Genomic DNA, 13,659 nt, shown 5'->3' with positions numbered 1-13,659 from the left:
GACGGATCAGCCGGCCGTTCGGCTGATCCGGCCGGCGAGGTCATAGTCGAGCCGGGTCAGTCCGCCCGCATCGTGGGTGGTCAGGACCAGGTGCACGCGGTTGTACCGAATATCGATGTCCGGGTGGTGATTCATCGAATCCGCATGCTCGGCAACGCGATTGACGAAGGCGATGGCCTCCGCGAACGTGGGGAAGACGAACTCGGCCGTCAGCCGATCGTCCTGCTTCGACCAACCGGCTGGTGGGATTTCATCTCCCGTCGCCACCCCTCCAGCCTACCGTTGCCGGCATGAGTACGTCACCCGATGCGACGTCGTTGATCGCCGCGCTGGCCGATGAGGTCCCGCCGGATCGCTTCGTCACCGATCCGGACATCATCGACCGCTATCAGCACGACGAGGCGGAGTGGGCTCCGTATGCCGGCGCCGTGGCCGTGCTGCGGCCCCGCACCGCACGCGAGGTGCAGGCGCTCGTGCGGCATTGCCGACGCCACGGCATTCCGATCGTTCCGCGGGGCGCCGGCACCGGGCTCTCGGGCGGCGCCAATGCGGTCGCCGGCTGCGTGATCGTCTCGCTCGAGCGGATGACCGCGGTCAAACAAATCGACCGGCTCGAACGCACCGCGGTCGTCGAGCCGGGTGTCGTCAATGACGACCTGCGCGCCCAGTGCGCGACCGAGGGCCTGTGGTATCCGCCGGACCCCGCCAGTTCGCCGTGGTCGACGATCGGCGGCAACGTCGCGACCAACGCCGGCGGAATCTGCTGCGTCAAGTACGGCGTCACCCGCGACTACGTGCTCGGCGTCGAGGTGGTGACCGGGACGGGCGAGCTCGTTCGGTTGGGGCGGCAGACGGCGAAAGGCGTTGCGGGATACGACCTCGCCGGGCTGATGGTCGGGTCGGAGGGCACGCTCGGCATCATCACCGAGATCACCGTCAAGCTGCGGCCGCTGCAGGAACCGCACCGCACCATCGCTGGATATTTCGACTCGCTCGTCGACGCCGGCCGGGCCATCCGCGCCGTCGCGGAGGTCGGGCTGACGCCGTCGGCTCTCGAGCTGGTCGACAAGCGCTGCCTGCAGGCCGTCGACGAGTGGAAACACATGGGCATCTCCGCCGAGGCCAACGTGGTCCTGCTCGGCCGAATCGACACGCCGGGGACGGTCGGCGACGACGAGGCCGACCGCATGCTGCAGTGCTTCACCGACGGCGGCGCCACGTGGGCGGCCGCGTCGACCGATCAGGCCGAGGCCGATGCGCTGTTCGCCGCGCGGCGGCTGGCGTATCCGGCGATGGAGCGACTGGGCCCGGTGCTGACCGAGGATGTCTGCGTCCCGAAACGGCATGTGCCCGAGATGCTGTCGCGCATCGAAAGCATCGGACAGCGGCACGACGTGATGATCGCCAACCTTGCGCATGCGGGCGACGGCAACCTGCATCCGCTGCTGATCGCGCCGGCCGATGATGACGCCGCGCGCATCCGCGCACAGGCCGCCTTCGACGACATCATCACGGCCGCTTTGGAACTCGGCGGCACGGTCACCGGCGAGCACGGCGTCGGCCTGCTCAAGATGCCGGGGCTGCGCCAGGAGCTCTCCCCCGCCGTCATCGACATGCACCGTTCGGTGAAGGCGGCGCTAGACCCCGACGGGATCCTCAACCCGGGCAAGGTCTTCTGACGGAGCCCGGCGCGGCGTCATCATCGGTGCGGTCACGGCGGCGAACAGGCCGACGACCGCCAGCGCCCACCAGGCGTGCTGAAACGCCGCATGGGCCGTGTGGTAACTCGCCGGGCTGCCCAGCAAGGCGACCAGCAGGCTGATCCCGAGCACGGTTCCCAGCTGCCGACTCATGTTGACGACCGCGCTTCCGGTGGCGGCCTGCGTCTGGGGCAGGTCCGAGGTCGCCGACGACAGGATCGCCGGCAGGGCCAGGCCGACTCCGATACCGCCGATGACCAGTCCGGGCAGCATCGCACCGACGTAGTTCGGGATCGGCCCGACCGATACCGACAGCACGACTCCGGCGAGGCCGAACAGCAGGCAGCCGGCCGAGACCACCACACCGACCGGGACCACCCGCGTCAGCCGGTGTGCCACCGCCGCGAACAGCGGCACCATCGCCGGCCCCACGGCCACGGCGAATCCGGTGCGCAGCGCCGAGTAGTCCCACACCTGCTGCATCCACAGAATGTTGGCGAGCAGCGAACCCGCGAACGGGACCGCGAACAGCAGCGCCGTCACGTTGGACCACGAGAACGATCGCACCCGCAGCAGCGCGGGATCGATCAACGGATGCCGGTGGCGGGCCGACGATCCGAGGAAACCGATCAGTCCGGCGACCGCGACGAACCACGCCGCGGTGACCCGGCCGTCACTCCACCCCCACTGCGGCCCCTGCACGACCCCGAACGTGACCGCACCGACCGCGCCGGCGAGCAGCGTGGCGCCGAGCAGGTCGGGCAGCGTGTGCACCGACGCGTCGCGCGACTTCGGGATCACCAGGGCGCCCGCGGCGAGCGCAATCACGCCCACCGGGATGTTGACGAGAAACACCCAGCGCCAAGATAATTCAACGAGCATGCCACCGACGGCCGGTCCGAGCGCGGCGGCCAGCGCACCGGTCGCGGCCCAGATCCGCACCGACCGGGCCCGATGTTCGGGTTCCGACGTGGCCACCACCAGGCCCAGGCTGGCCGGCGTCAGGATCGCGGCGCCAACGGCCTGCAAAGCACGGAAGGCGACGAGCCACCAGATTCCCCCGGTGGCGGCGCACGCGGCGCTGGCGGCGGTGAAGAGCGCGAGACCGAGGAGGAAGCCGCCCTTGCGCCCGTACCGGTCGCTGATCCGTCCCGCCGGCACCAGCATGGCCGCGTAGATGATCGCGTAGGCGTTGAGCACCCACGACAGGTTCGACAACGACGTGCCGTGGAAATCGCGCCCAATGTCGTCGAAGGCGACGTTGACGATGAACACGTCGAGACTGGCCATGAAGGCCGCGAGCGACAAGATCGCCAGCACGGTCCCCGCACCCTGACTTCGCTTTTGCATACCCATGCGAGGAACCTAGCTTGCTGACTTCGCTTTTGGCAAGCTAGAGTTGAGGCATGGATGGCACGGTGACACTCGCCGGTGGACTGGAGGATCGGTCGCGCTGGGTGGCCGACGCCTGTCCGATCGGCAAGGCTCTTGACGTCATCGGGACCAGATCCGCTCTACTGCTGATGCGTGAGGCCTACTACGGGACAACGCGTTTCGAAGATTTCCGGAGCCGGGTCGGGCTGAGCGAGGCGGTCACCGCCGCGCGCCTTCGCGAACTCACCGAATACGGGTTGCTGGAACGGCATCCCTACCGGGAGCCGGGTCAGCGCACCCGATACGAGTACCGACTCACCCAGAAGGGCGACGACCTGGCACCGGTCGCGGTCGGCCTGTTCAACTGGGGCACCAAGTACGAGTCGCCCGGCGGGGTACCGCCGATCAATCTGACGCACTGCGACTGCGGCAGCCCCATCCGCGCGGAGGTTCGCTGCGAAAAGGGCCACCTGCTGTCGATGGGCGACGTCGAGGCCACACCCCCGCATCGTCCGAACAGGCGTCGCTAGCGCGCGGCGCGCACCAACAGCCAGCCCGCCAACGCGAATCCGCACGCGCCAATAAACATCCGCATCACGGGCGCCGGGAGGGCCCGTGCGAGAGTCGGCCCGATCAGTCCTCCGACCAGCGATCCGATGCTGAGGGGCCACACCGCCTGCCAAATGACCGTGCCGAGCACGGCAAACAGCACGGCCGGGGCCACATCGGAGACCACCAGGATCACATTCTTCAGCGAATTCGCCCGGTACGGCACCGGCTCCGAGGTCGAGAGCATGAGCGCAATGAAGAGGATTCCGGCGCCGGCACCGAAGTAGCCGTTGTATAGGCCGACGCCTGCCCCGGCAACGCCCGCCGCTGGATGCGGTTGCGCGTCATAGTTGCGACGCCGCGTCAACCACGGCTGCACCAGCACCGTGACCGCGCCGGCCATCACCAGGAACGGAACCGCCCAATCGAAAATGCCCGCCGGAGTGAGGACCAACATCGCCGCCCCGGCCAATGACAGGGTAGCCGTGAGTGGCAGCCATCGTCGGACGATCGCCGCCCGCCCGGACAAGTCGGGGCCGGCCCGCAGTGCCGATCCGACGCCGCTGCCGAGCAACGCAACCGAGTTGGTGACGTTGGCGGCCAGCGGCGAGATGCCCGTTGCCAACAGCGCCGGGTACGCAACGAGCGAGGTGATCCCGCCCGCCGTCCCGATGATGCCGGCGACGACCCCGCAACCCGCAAGGAAGCTCCACTCGGTCAGCCCGTGCATGTGCCGCGACGGCGCCTCAGGGCACGACGACCGCGCGACCGCGCAGGGTTCCGTCGTGCAGTCGCCGATACGCCTCGGGTGCGTCATCGAGGGAGAACACCTCGGTCTCGACGGTCACCAGGCCCCGCCTGGCCAGCTCCAGCACCTCGAACAGCTCCGATCGCGAACCCCAGTACGGGCCGCGGATCGAGGAGTCGTACGGCGTGGCCGTCATCCCGACGTTGGCCGTACCGGCGCCGACACCGACGAGCACCTGGTGTCCCTCGCCGCGAAGAATCGCCTGGCCCAGGTCGATGGTCGGCTGGATCGCGACGAAGTCGAACACCGCATCGACGCCGCGCGGGGCAACGCTGCGGACATTGTCGGCCGCGCCCGCGTCGGACAGGAACACCTCATGGGCGCCAACATGTTTGGCGAGCTCCAACTTGTCCGGGGCGAGGTCCAGCGCGATCACCCGGGCCGCGGTGATCGCCCGCAGAATCTGAATCGCCACGTGCCCCAGTCCCCCGGCGCCGATCACGACCGCGGTCGACCCGGGTGCCAGCCGGTCGAGACTGCCCTTGATCGCGTGATACGGGGTAAGCCCGGCGTCGGTCAACGCGACGTTCTGCACCGGGTCGAGATCCCCCAGCGGCACCAGATGCCGTGAGTCGTCGACGATCAGATACTCGGCCATCGCACCAGGCGCACCGAGCCCCGGCGGACGGATGCCGAGTTCGGCGGCGTTCTCGCAGTAGTTCTCCTTGCCGAGCGAACAGTTGTAGCAATAGCCGCAGCCCCAGGGCCCGTACACCGCAACCGAATCGCCGACCCGCACACCGACCACGCCGTCGCCGACCTTGTCCACGATGCCCGCACCCTCGTGGCCGAGGGTCAGCGGCAGCCCGAATGCGTCGACGGCCTCCGCGGGCAGACCCATGAGCCACGAGTCCGAATGGCAGGCACCGGCCGCGGTCACCTTCAGGCGCACCTGACCGGGCCCGGGTTCGGGAGTCGGGACCTCCGTCACTTCCGGTTCAGCCCCAACGATGCGGTATTGCAAAGCCTTCATTTTGTGCATCCCTTCCGTTGTCGACTCGGATCCAGCCTAAGCTTCGCCCATGTCTCTCGACGTCGATCTGGATACGCTGCATCGCACCTGGTGGGTGCGCACGTTCCGATTGGCCGCTGCGGCACTGGGTCTGGCGGCGCTGATCACCTTGCCGGTGAATGCGGTCGACAAGAACGGGTCGTTCGATTTCGGCAACTATTTCAGCTATTTCACGGTCCTCAGCAATGTCCTCGCGGTGGCCGTGCTGCTGGTGGGAGCGCTGGCGGTGCCGTCCGCCTCCTGGTTCACCTGGCTGCGCGGTCTCGCGACCACCTGCATGGTGGTCACCGCCGTGGTCTACGCGATGCTGCTGCGAAACATCGACGTGCAGCTCAATACGCAATGGATCAATGACGTCATGCATCGCTACCTGCCACTGATCATGGTGATCGACTGGATCGTCTTGAGCGCCAGGAACCTTCCGGCCCGCAGCTGGATCAGCTGGTTGACGGCGCCGCTCGTCTACGGCGTCTACTCGTTGATCCGTGGGCCGATCGTCGACTGGTATCCCTACCCCTTCATCGACCCGCGATCTCAGGGATACGGCTCGATGGTGGTCTCGCTGATCATCGTCTTCGCCGGCATGATCGCGATGTCGGCGGGGGTTGCCTGGCTGGGTACCCGAACGCTGGGCAGGCCGAAGCCGACCGACCCCGTCGAGACTCCGACGGCCTAGTACTTCCACACCGACTCGGCGCCCAGGTGGCCGATGCGGTACACCCAGATGATCGATCCGATGGCCGTCACGATGACCGCCGCGCCGAGCACGAGCGTGGTCGCCCGGGCGGGCAGCGGCGGCACACTGTCGCGATAGCGCACGACCACGCCGAGGTCCGTGGTGAGCGCCCAGAACAGCACGATCGCGACGAAAAGCGGTGCCACCCAATAGATCATCTGGTCACCGAGATGCTCGTGCTTCTCCAGCGCCGGATTGATGTGCCGCTTGGTCTTGATCAACGCCTCACCCGCCGACGTCGTGATCGGGGTCATGACGACCGCCACCAGCGCCACGACCGACGGCATCAGCCCCATCCAGGTGCGGGCCCGCGGCCAGAGCACGGCGACGATGCCGAGCAGGGCGGCCAGCGGTATCGCGACAACCGTGAGGTGGACCAGGAGCGGGTGCGCGGGCAGGCCGTCGAGCGTGAGCATGCGTCGAGTATCGACCCATCGAGCTCCACCCGCCCCGCAATTTGCCTGTAAGAATCCTGTTGAAATCCCGCCACAGAGCCGCCCGACTTGTGCCAGGCTGGCTTCAGGTGGCCGTGCGACCGCCACTCGATTTGCCGATTGGTTGGCGAAGCCCCGTGAAGAACCTGAGCGGCAATTAATTTCGGCATATTCTTGACTGAATCCAGAAAAGCGGGGATAGTGGTGGAGGTGCAGGAAACCGTCGACTACACCGAGCAGTTGCGGCGGGCGGCGCTGCGCGTGACCCGCCCTCGGCTGGCGGTCATGCAGGCCGTCGATGCACATCCGCATGCCGATACCGACACGATCGTGAGCGCCGTGCGCTCCGGTGGACTCCCCGACGTCTCGCGCCAGGCGGTGTACGACGTGCTCGGGGCCCTGACCGAAGCCGGGCTGGTGCGGCGCATTCAGCCGTCGGGGTCGTTGGCGCGCTACGAATCTCGCGTCGGCGACAACCACCACCACGTCGTGTGCCGGGTCTGCGGTGCGGTCGAAGATGTCGACTGCGCCATTGGCGAAACCCCCTGTCTCGCCGCGTCGGACGCGCACGGCTATGAGGTCGATGAGGCCGAGGTCATCTACTGGGGCCTGTGCCCCGCATGCCAGTCCCATCAAGCTTCGGAGCCGCAACCGTGACTCCAAAGATTGCCCCATCAGCCCGAATCGAACACTCCTGGAAGGAATCTCGTGTCTGAAGACAATGTGGTGGCAGGTGGCTGCCCGGTAGCGCACGACATCAAGTCCCCCACCGAAGGCGGCGGAAACCGCGATTGGTGGCCCAACCAGATCAACCTGAAACTGCTGGCCCAGAATCCCGATGTCGGCAATCCGCAGCCGGCGGATTTCGACTACGCGGCGGCGTTCAATTCGCTCGACCTGGCCGCAGTCAAGGCGGACATCAGTGCAGTCCTCACCGATTCGCAGGATTGGTGGCCGGCAGACTTCGGCAATTACGGCCCGCTCTTCATCCGCATGGCATGGCATTCGGCCGGCACCTACCGTGTCCAAGATGGCCGCGGCGGCGCCGGGCACGGCATGCAGCGTTTTGCGCCGCTGAACAGCTGGCCCGACAACGGAAATCTCGACAAGGCCCGCCGGCTGCTCTGGCCCGTGAAACGGAAGTACGGTCAGAGCCTGTCGTGGGCCGACCTGCTGGTCCTCACCGGCAATGTCGCACTCGAGGACATGGGTTTCAAAACTTTCGGTTTCGCCGGCGGCCGCACCGACAAGTGGGAGCCGGAAGAGGACGTCTTCTGGGGTAAGGAAGCGACCTGGCTGGGCGACGAACGCTACACCGGTGAACGCAAGCTGGATAATCCGCTCGCCGCGGTGCAGATGGGCCTCATCTACGTCAATCCCGAAGGTCCCAACGGCACTCCGGACCCGCTCGCCGCGGCCGTCGACATTCGCGAGACCTTTGCGCGAATGGCGATGAACGACGAGGAGACCGTCGCCCTGATCGCGGGTGGCCACACCTTCGGCAAGACGCACGGTGCGGGTCCCGCAGAGAGCGTCGGCGCCGAACCCGAAGGCGGCACGATCGAGCAGCAGGGGCTCGGCTGGAAGAGCAGTTTCGCTTCCGGTGTCGGCCGGGACGCGATCACGTCAGGACTCGAGGTGACGTGGACCAACACGCCGACCACCTGGGATAACAGCTTCTTTGAGATCCTTTTCGGCCATGAATGGGAGCTGACCCAGAGCCCCGCCGGCGCCAATCAGTGGACTCCGAAGAATTGGAACGGCAAGGATGCCGTTCCCGAGGCGGACGGCAACGGCACCCGTCCTCCGGGCATGCTGACGACCGATCTCTCGCTTAGATTCGATCCGGCCTACGAAAAGATCTCGCGCCGGTTCCTCGAAGATCCAGCAGCGTTGGCGGATGCTTTCGCCAGGGCCTGGTATAAGCTCACGCACCGCGATATGGGGCCGCGCAGTCGCTACCTTGGCCCCGAGGTTCCAGCCGAGGTTCTCGACTGGCAGGATCCGATCCCCGCCGAGACCGCGAGCACCATCGGCGACGCGGATATCGCCGACCTGAAGAAGCGCATCGCTGACGCCGGACTCTCGGTGGCGCAACTTGTTTCAGTCGCCTGGGCCGCCGCCTCGTCCTATCGCGGCAGTGACATGCGTGGCGGTGCGAACGGCGGCCGGATCCGGCTCGAACCGCAGAACGGGTGGGACGTCAACGAGCCCGACGAACTCGCCCCCGTCATCAAGGCACTCGAGGCGGTACAGGAGTCGTTCAACAATGCGGGTGACCCGAAGGTGTCGTTCGCGGACGTGGTGGTCCTCGCCGGCAGTGTCGGCGTCGAGCAAGCGGCCAAGGCCGCAGGCACCGACGTGACCGTCCCGTTCACTCCGGGCCGCGGCGATGCCACCCAAGAGCTGACCGACGTCGAATCGTTCGAATATCTCGAACCAGTCGCCGACGGCTTTCGCAACTACGTAGGCAAGGCCGCACCACTGCCTGCCGAGTATCTACTCGTCGACAAGGCCAACTTGCTCACCCTCAGCGCTCCGGAGATGACCGTGCTCGTCGGCGGTCTGCGCGTGGTCGGCGCCAACTACAAGAAGGCCACCGAGGGCGTCTTCACCCAGACGCCAGGCGCGTTGACGAATGACTTCTTCGCCAACCTGCTCGACATGGGCACCCAGTGGGCGCCCTCGCCGAGCGACGAGAACGTCTACATCGGCACCGACCGCAGCACGGGCGAGCAGAAGTGGACGGCCAGCCGCGTCGATCTGGTCTTCGGTTCCAACTCGCAGCTGCGGGCGCTGGCCGAGGTCTACGCCGAAGACGATGCGAAGGGCAAGTTCGTCAACGACTTCGTCAAGGCCTGGGTCAAGGTCATGGACGCCGACCGCTTCGACGTGAAGTAGACGCTGCCGACGCCGAGATGGGCCCCGCGATCATGTCGATCGTGGGGCCCATTCGCGTTGCCGGAAGTCCGAATTGGACACAGTAAGGTCGGAGGCGATGACTGACAGCGATGAGGGCGCGGCGTCCGCCCAGGCGTTCTCCCCCACCGAGATCCGCGCGGTGTATCGGGCGATCGAGGAACGCCGCGACATGCGGACCTTCTCCGGCGGCGCGGTTCCTCCGGAGGCACTGTCCCGGCTGCTGCACGCGGCGCATTCCGCGCCGAGCGTCGGCCTGATGCAGCCGTGGCGATTCATCCGGATCACCGATCCGTCGCTGCGGGCCCGCATCTACGACGTGGTCGACGCCGAACGCGAACGCACGGCCGTCGCGCTCGGCGACCGGTACTCGGAGTTCTTGCGGCTCAAGGTCGAGGGCGTCCGCGAATGCGCCGAGCTCTTCGTCGTCGCGTTACGCGAAGGACGGGAACGGCACGTGTTCGGCCGCCGAACGCTGCCGCAGATGGATCTGGCGTCGGTGTCCTGCGCCATCCAGAACATGTGGCTGGCGGCTCGCGCCGAGGGCTACGGCATGGGGTGGGTGTCGATCTTCGAACCGGCCGAGCTGTGCGAGGTGGTGCCGATGCCCGGTGACGCGGAGCCCGTCGCGATCCTCTGCCTGGGGCCGGTCCCCGAATTTCCGGAGCGGCCAGTGCTCGAGATCGAACACTGGACCACCGCCCGGCCTCTGCCCGAGTTCGTGTCCGAAAACGGCTGGGACTGAGTCGTTTCAGCCCCGTTCGGCGATGGCGGCGAGGCGGTCGATGGACGCGGCCAGATTGTCGGCCGTCGTCGCGGTCGCCCGATTGACCCGCATCGTGTCGGTGCGATCGAGCTCGGTCCAGTCGTAAGTGTGCGTCACCCGGGTATTGCCGTCGCCGACCGGCTCCAGCTCCCACCGCCACAGATGCCCCGGCGGCGTGCCGCCCACTTCCGAAGGCAGCCAGGCGATCCGGCGCGCCTCCGCGAATTCGACGATCCGGTTCTCGCGGACCTTGCCATTCGTGTTCGTCATCAGGAACGCGTCCCCGACGGCATGCACGCGCTGACCCGGCTGAGCCTGCGCCAGATTGTCGTTGCCGTCCCACTGTGGTTGCTGCGCCGGGTCGGCGATCAACTCGAAGATGACGGCGGCGTCCGCGGCGATGTCGCGGCTGGCGGAGATGATGTGCTCCTGTGTCATACCCCCATCGAAACACGGCCATCACTCTTCTCGCCATCGGAGGCGGCACTTCGCGCTAGCCTCACGACGTGGACATCGTCGATCTACCGTTGCTGTCACCCGCGGACGCCGACCGGCTGCGGACGGCACCGCACACATATCCGGATCCGGGGCTGACCCGCGCCGATGACGCGGCCATTCCGGGGTTCCTGCCCCTGCGACGATCACGCGCGATCGGGCACGGGCGTGCGCGCTTCGACGACGCATCGGAGCTTCTGTTGACCTGGCAGGTGCTCTACCGCTCGGGGATCCGACCGACGGTGAGCGCCTCGCGCGTTGCCGCGGGAGAGGTTGTGCAGCAGCGCGTTCCGCCATTCACTCCCCTGGTTGCGCCGTGCCGCATCGTCTATGTGATCGATGAGCCCGATCGTCGAGGATTCGCCTACGGCACCCTCGCCGGCCACCCCGAGCGCGGCGAGGAGCGATTCGTGGTCACGCATGACCGCGAGACCGATGTGGTTCGGTTCGAGGTGTTCTCGGTGTCGCGGCCGACCACCCTGTGGCTAGCGGCGTTCCCTGTGCTGCGTCCGATGCAGCACTTCTTCGTGGGCCGGTTCCTCCGCGCGGCCACTGTTTGATGCCCGGGCCCGCATTCGAATACGGGCCCTGGCATCAAACGCGGGCGCGACCCTAACCGAGCGTGACGACGTCCAGCTCGCCATCGGCGTACTGGGCGCGGATACGCTTCTTGTCGAATTTGCCGACGCTGGTCTTGGGCACCTCGTCGACGAATGTCCAGCGTTCGGGCAGTTGCCATTTGGCGACCTTGCCCTCCAGGAATGACCGCAGTTCCTCGGCAGTGACCGAGCTGCCGGGAGTCCGCACGACGGCGACCAGCGGCCGCTCGTCCCACTTGTCGTCGGGCACGCCGACGACCGCCGCCTCGGCGACATCCGGATTCGACATGACGTCGTTCTCGAGATCGACCGATGAGATCCACTCGCCGCCCGACTTGATGACGTCCTTGGAACGGTCGACGAGGGTCAGGTAGCCGTCGCGGCTGACATGCCCCACATCGCCGGTCCGCAGCCAGCCGTCGTGGAACTTGTCCGGGTCGATGCCGGTGCCATCCGGCGAATAGTACGAACCGGTGATCCACGCGCCGCGGACCTCGATCTCGCCGACGGATTCCCCGTCGTGCGGCAGCACCTGGCCGTCGTCGCCGATGACCCGCATCCGCACATTGGCCGGATGCCGACCCTGCGTGTAGCGGTACTTCCAGCGTTCCGCGCCCTCGGACTTGACCGGCGGCAGGGCGACGCTCGCCAACGGCGAGGTCTCCGTCATGCCCCACGCGTGCAGGATCGGCACGTTGTAGCGCTCCTCGAACGCATGCATCAGCGACGGCGGTACCGCCGATCCACCGACGACCACGCTGCGCAGGTGCGAGATGTCCTGCGGGTGCGCATCCAGATACTGCAACAGTCCCAACCAAATCGTCGGCACGGCCGCCGAAAACGTAGGACGTTGCGAGGCAAGGATTTCGGCGATCGGCTCCGGCTGCAGGAAGCGGTCGGGCATCACCAGCGACGCCCCGCACATCAGCGAGGCATGCGGCAGTCCCCACGACATCGCGTGGAACATCGGGACGATCGCGAGGGTGTTGTCGGCCTCCGAGAGATTCATCCCGTTGCCGGTGCACACCTGCATCGAGTGGAGCCACATCGACCGATGCGAATAGACGACTCCCTTCGGGTCACCGGTGGTGCCCGACGTGTAGCAGGCGGCCGCCGCCCAGCGCTCGTCGATGTCCGGCCAGGGGTAGCTGGTCGGCTGGGCGTCGAGCAGGTCTCGGTATGCATGGACGGTGACGCCCGGGGCGTCGAACTGCGCCTCGCCGTTGCAGACGACGATGTGCTTGACCGTTCGCAGCTGTGGCAGCACTGCGGCCAGCAGCGGCGCCACCGTGGCATCAACGAGGATGACCTTGTCCTCGAGATGGTTGGTCACGAAGATCAGCTGTTCGGGAAACAGCCGGATGTTGAGCGTGTGCAGCACCGCGCCCATCGCCGGGACTCCGGTGTACGCGGCCATGTGCTCGTTGTTGTTCCACATGAAGCTGCCGACCCGGTCGCCCTGCTCCACGCCCAACGAGACCAGGGCATTCGCCAGCCGGGCGGCCTCGAGGCCCAGCTCGCCGAACGAGTATCCACGCACCCCGTCGCCCGTCCAGGTGACCACCTGGGAGTCGGAATAGACCGTGGTGCCGTAGGTCAGCAGTGTGGCCAGGGACAGCTGTTCGTCTTGCATCGTGCTCAACATGTTCGCCATGCCCGAACTTTAGCGGCGATACCGCGTCTCACGTGGGAATTCAGCGAGTTCCCACCCATGGTTGCGATGGTGCCATTTTGGTGCCATGCTGACACCATGAATCTTGATGGTTATCTCACTCCGCTTCGCGAACAGTTCCTTTCGGCCGCCGCCTCCCAGGGCGACGAGGCCCGAGCGGTCGCCGAGCGGCTCGTCGTCCCGTTCGAATCCGCGCTGCGGCTGACCCTCCTGGAGGCGCTGTCCGGCGCCGCCGAAGAGATCACCAGCGACCTCGCGCCGGGAACGGTCGACGTCCGGTTGCGCGGCGGCGAGCCCGAGTTCGTCGTCACTCCGCCGCCGGCGCCGGCCGCCGCCGAGGAGGCCGCCCCGTCGGCGCCGGCGAGCGAGCCCGACGACTCGCCGCTGACCCGGATCAACCTCCGGCTCGGCGAGACGCTCAAGGGCCGCATCGAGGAGGCTGCGGCCGCCGAGAAGATCTCGGTGAATGCCTGGCTGGTTCGCGCCGCCGAGACCGCGGTCAGCCGGCCCCAGTGGGGGCTGATCCTCCCGGGCACCGGCCCGACTCCCCCGCCCGGATCCGGTCAGCGGTTCACCGGCTGGGTCCGCTGACCCG

15 protein-coding genes are annotated in these 13,659 nt (G+C 67.2%); 8 read left to right on the top strand and 7 right to left on the bottom strand.

The annotated features are described in order from the left end of the window. Positions 1–6: 6 nt before the first annotated feature. Positions 7–267 (bottom strand): 4a-hydroxytetrahydrobiopterin dehydratase, encoded by a 261-nt coding sequence (locus G341_RS0102970; protein WP_018177620.1) that lies wholly within the window; start codon positions 265–267, stop codon positions 7–9. A gap of 23 nt (positions 268–290) precedes the next feature. Between G341_RS0102970 and G341_RS0102965 the strand changes: the two genes are divergently transcribed. Beyond that, positions 291–1,679 (top strand): FAD-binding oxidoreductase, encoded by a 1,389-nt coding sequence (locus tag G341_RS0102965; RefSeq protein ID WP_018177619.1) that lies wholly within the window; start codon positions 291–293, stop codon positions 1,677–1,679. Here the strand turns inward: G341_RS0102965 and G341_RS20795 are convergent. After that, positions 1,638–3,056, bottom strand: coding sequence for an MFS transporter (locus tag G341_RS20795; protein WP_051092594.1), 1,419 nt, complete (start codon positions 3,054–3,056; stop codon positions 1,638–1,640). The genes G341_RS0102965 and G341_RS20795 overlap by 42 nt on opposite strands. 50 nt (positions 3,057–3,106) lie before the next feature. Here G341_RS20795 and G341_RS0102955 point away from each other — a divergent pair, with 50 nt between their 5' ends. Further along, positions 3,107–3,604, top strand: a complete 498-nt coding sequence (locus tag G341_RS0102955) for a winged helix-turn-helix transcriptional regulator (protein WP_018177617.1) — start codon at positions 3,107–3,109, stop codon at positions 3,602–3,604. Here the strand turns inward: G341_RS0102955 and G341_RS0102950 are convergent. Next, complete coding sequence (locus tag G341_RS0102950; RefSeq protein WP_018177616.1) at positions 3,601–4,353, bottom strand: sulfite exporter TauE/SafE family protein; 753 nt, start codon at positions 4,351–4,353, stop codon at positions 3,601–3,603. The two genes, G341_RS0102955 and G341_RS0102950, sit on opposite strands and share 4 nt — an antisense overlap. Before the next feature lie 16 nt (positions 4,354–4,369). Next, positions 4,370–5,404: an NAD(P)-dependent alcohol dehydrogenase gene (locus G341_RS0102945; protein WP_026303179.1), complete on the bottom strand. Its 1,035-nt coding sequence runs from the start codon at positions 5,402–5,404 to the stop codon at positions 4,370–4,372. A gap of 49 nt (positions 5,405–5,453) precedes the next feature. Between G341_RS0102945 and G341_RS0102940 the strand changes: the two genes are divergently transcribed. Continuing rightward, positions 5,454–6,119, top strand: coding sequence for a Pr6Pr family membrane protein (locus G341_RS0102940; protein ID WP_018177614.1), 666 nt, complete (start codon positions 5,454–5,456; stop codon positions 6,117–6,119). Here G341_RS0102940 and G341_RS0102935 read toward each other — a convergent pair. Next, positions 6,116–6,595, bottom strand: a complete 480-nt coding sequence (locus tag G341_RS0102935; RefSeq protein WP_018177613.1) for a DUF2231 domain-containing protein — start codon at positions 6,593–6,595, stop codon at positions 6,116–6,118. The genes G341_RS0102940 and G341_RS0102935 overlap by 4 nt on opposite strands. A 219-nt stretch (positions 6,596–6,814) precedes the next feature. Between G341_RS0102935 and G341_RS0102930 the strand changes: the two genes are divergently transcribed. From G341_RS0102930 to bluB, 3 genes are all read left to right on the top strand, one after another. Then, complete coding sequence (locus G341_RS0102930; RefSeq protein ID WP_018177612.1) at positions 6,815–7,270, top strand: Fur family transcriptional regulator; 456 nt, start codon at positions 6,815–6,817, stop codon at positions 7,268–7,270. 51 nt (positions 7,271–7,321) lie between these two features. Continuing rightward, positions 7,322–9,514: a catalase/peroxidase HPI gene (katG, locus tag G341_RS0102925; RefSeq protein ID WP_026303178.1), complete on the top strand. Its 2,193-nt coding sequence runs from the start codon at positions 7,322–7,324 to the stop codon at positions 9,512–9,514. 97 nt (positions 9,515–9,611) lie between these two features. Beyond that, complete coding sequence (gene bluB / locus G341_RS0102920) at positions 9,612–10,277, top strand: 5,6-dimethylbenzimidazole synthase (RefSeq protein WP_018177610.1); 666 nt, start codon at positions 9,612–9,614, stop codon at positions 10,275–10,277. A gap of 6 nt (positions 10,278–10,283) precedes the next feature. On the opposite strand, the gene G341_RS0102915 is transcribed toward bluB, so the two are convergent. Next, positions 10,284–10,736, bottom strand: coding sequence for an SRPBCC family protein (locus tag G341_RS0102915; protein WP_018177609.1), 453 nt, complete (start codon positions 10,734–10,736; stop codon positions 10,284–10,286). Positions 10,737–10,804: 68 nt separating this feature from the next. On the opposite strand from G341_RS0102915, the gene G341_RS0102910 reads away from it, so the two are divergent. After that, a complete protein-coding gene (locus G341_RS0102910; protein WP_018177608.1) occupies positions 10,805–11,353 on the top strand; it encodes a DUF1990 domain-containing protein in 549 nt (182 codons plus the stop codon). Positions 11,354–11,405: 52 nt separating this feature from the next. On the opposite strand, the gene G341_RS0102905 is transcribed toward G341_RS0102910, so the two are convergent. After that, entirely contained in the window at positions 11,406–13,037 is a 1,632-nt protein-coding gene (locus G341_RS0102905) for a long-chain fatty acid--CoA ligase (protein ID WP_026303175.1), read from the bottom strand. Between the two features lie 105 nt (positions 13,038–13,142). Between G341_RS0102905 and G341_RS0102900 the strand changes: the two genes are divergently transcribed. Beyond that, a complete protein-coding gene (locus tag G341_RS0102900) occupies positions 13,143–13,655 on the top strand; it encodes a toxin-antitoxin system HicB family antitoxin (RefSeq protein WP_018177606.1) in 513 nt (170 codons plus the stop codon). Positions 13,656–13,659: the final 4 nt, after the last annotated feature.

The organism is Jongsikchunia kroppenstedtii DSM 45133 (genome assembly GCF_000380485.1).
Classification (GTDB): domain Bacteria; phylum Actinomycetota; class Actinomycetes; order Mycobacteriales; family Mycobacteriaceae; genus Jongsikchunia; species Jongsikchunia kroppenstedtii.
The sequence above is the reverse complement of the archived record's forward strand: the minus strand, read 5'-3'. Positions and strand labels throughout refer to the sequence as shown.

Excerpts from the sequence above, each read along its gene's own strand:
- G341_RS20795 (WP_051092594.1), bottom strand. The coding sequence starts at position 3,056 with ATGGGTATGCAAAAGCGAAGTCAGGGTGCGGGGACCGTGCTGGCGATC.
- G341_RS0102905 (WP_026303175.1), bottom strand. The coding sequence starts at position 13,037 with ATGTTGAGCACGATGCAAGACGAACAGCTGTCCCTGGCCACACTGCTG.
- bluB (WP_018177610.1), top strand. The coding sequence starts at position 9,612 with ATGACTGACAGCGATGAGGGCGCGGCGTCCGCCCAGGCGTTCTCCCCC.
- G341_RS0102935 (WP_018177613.1), bottom strand. The coding sequence starts at position 6,595 with ATGCTCACGCTCGACGGCCTGCCCGCGCACCCGCTCCTGGTCCACCTC.
- G341_RS0102955 (WP_018177617.1), top strand. The coding sequence starts at position 3,107 with ATGGATGGCACGGTGACACTCGCCGGTGGACTGGAGGATCGGTCGCGC.
- G341_RS0102950 (WP_018177616.1), bottom strand. The coding sequence starts at position 4,353 with ATGCACGGGCTGACCGAGTGGAGCTTCCTTGCGGGTTGCGGGGTCGTC.
- G341_RS0102940 (WP_018177614.1), top strand. The coding sequence starts at position 5,454 with ATGTCTCTCGACGTCGATCTGGATACGCTGCATCGCACCTGGTGGGTG.
- G341_RS0102900 (WP_018177606.1), top strand. The coding sequence starts at position 13,143 with ATGAATCTTGATGGTTATCTCACTCCGCTTCGCGAACAGTTCCTTTCG.
- G341_RS0102965 (WP_018177619.1), top strand. The coding sequence starts at position 291 with ATGAGTACGTCACCCGATGCGACGTCGTTGATCGCCGCGCTGGCCGAT.
- G341_RS0102915 (WP_018177609.1), bottom strand. The coding sequence starts at position 10,736 with ATGACACAGGAGCACATCATCTCCGCCAGCCGCGACATCGCCGCGGAC.
- G341_RS0102945 (WP_026303179.1), bottom strand. The coding sequence starts at position 5,404 with ATGAAGGCTTTGCAATACCGCATCGTTGGGGCTGAACCGGAAGTGACG.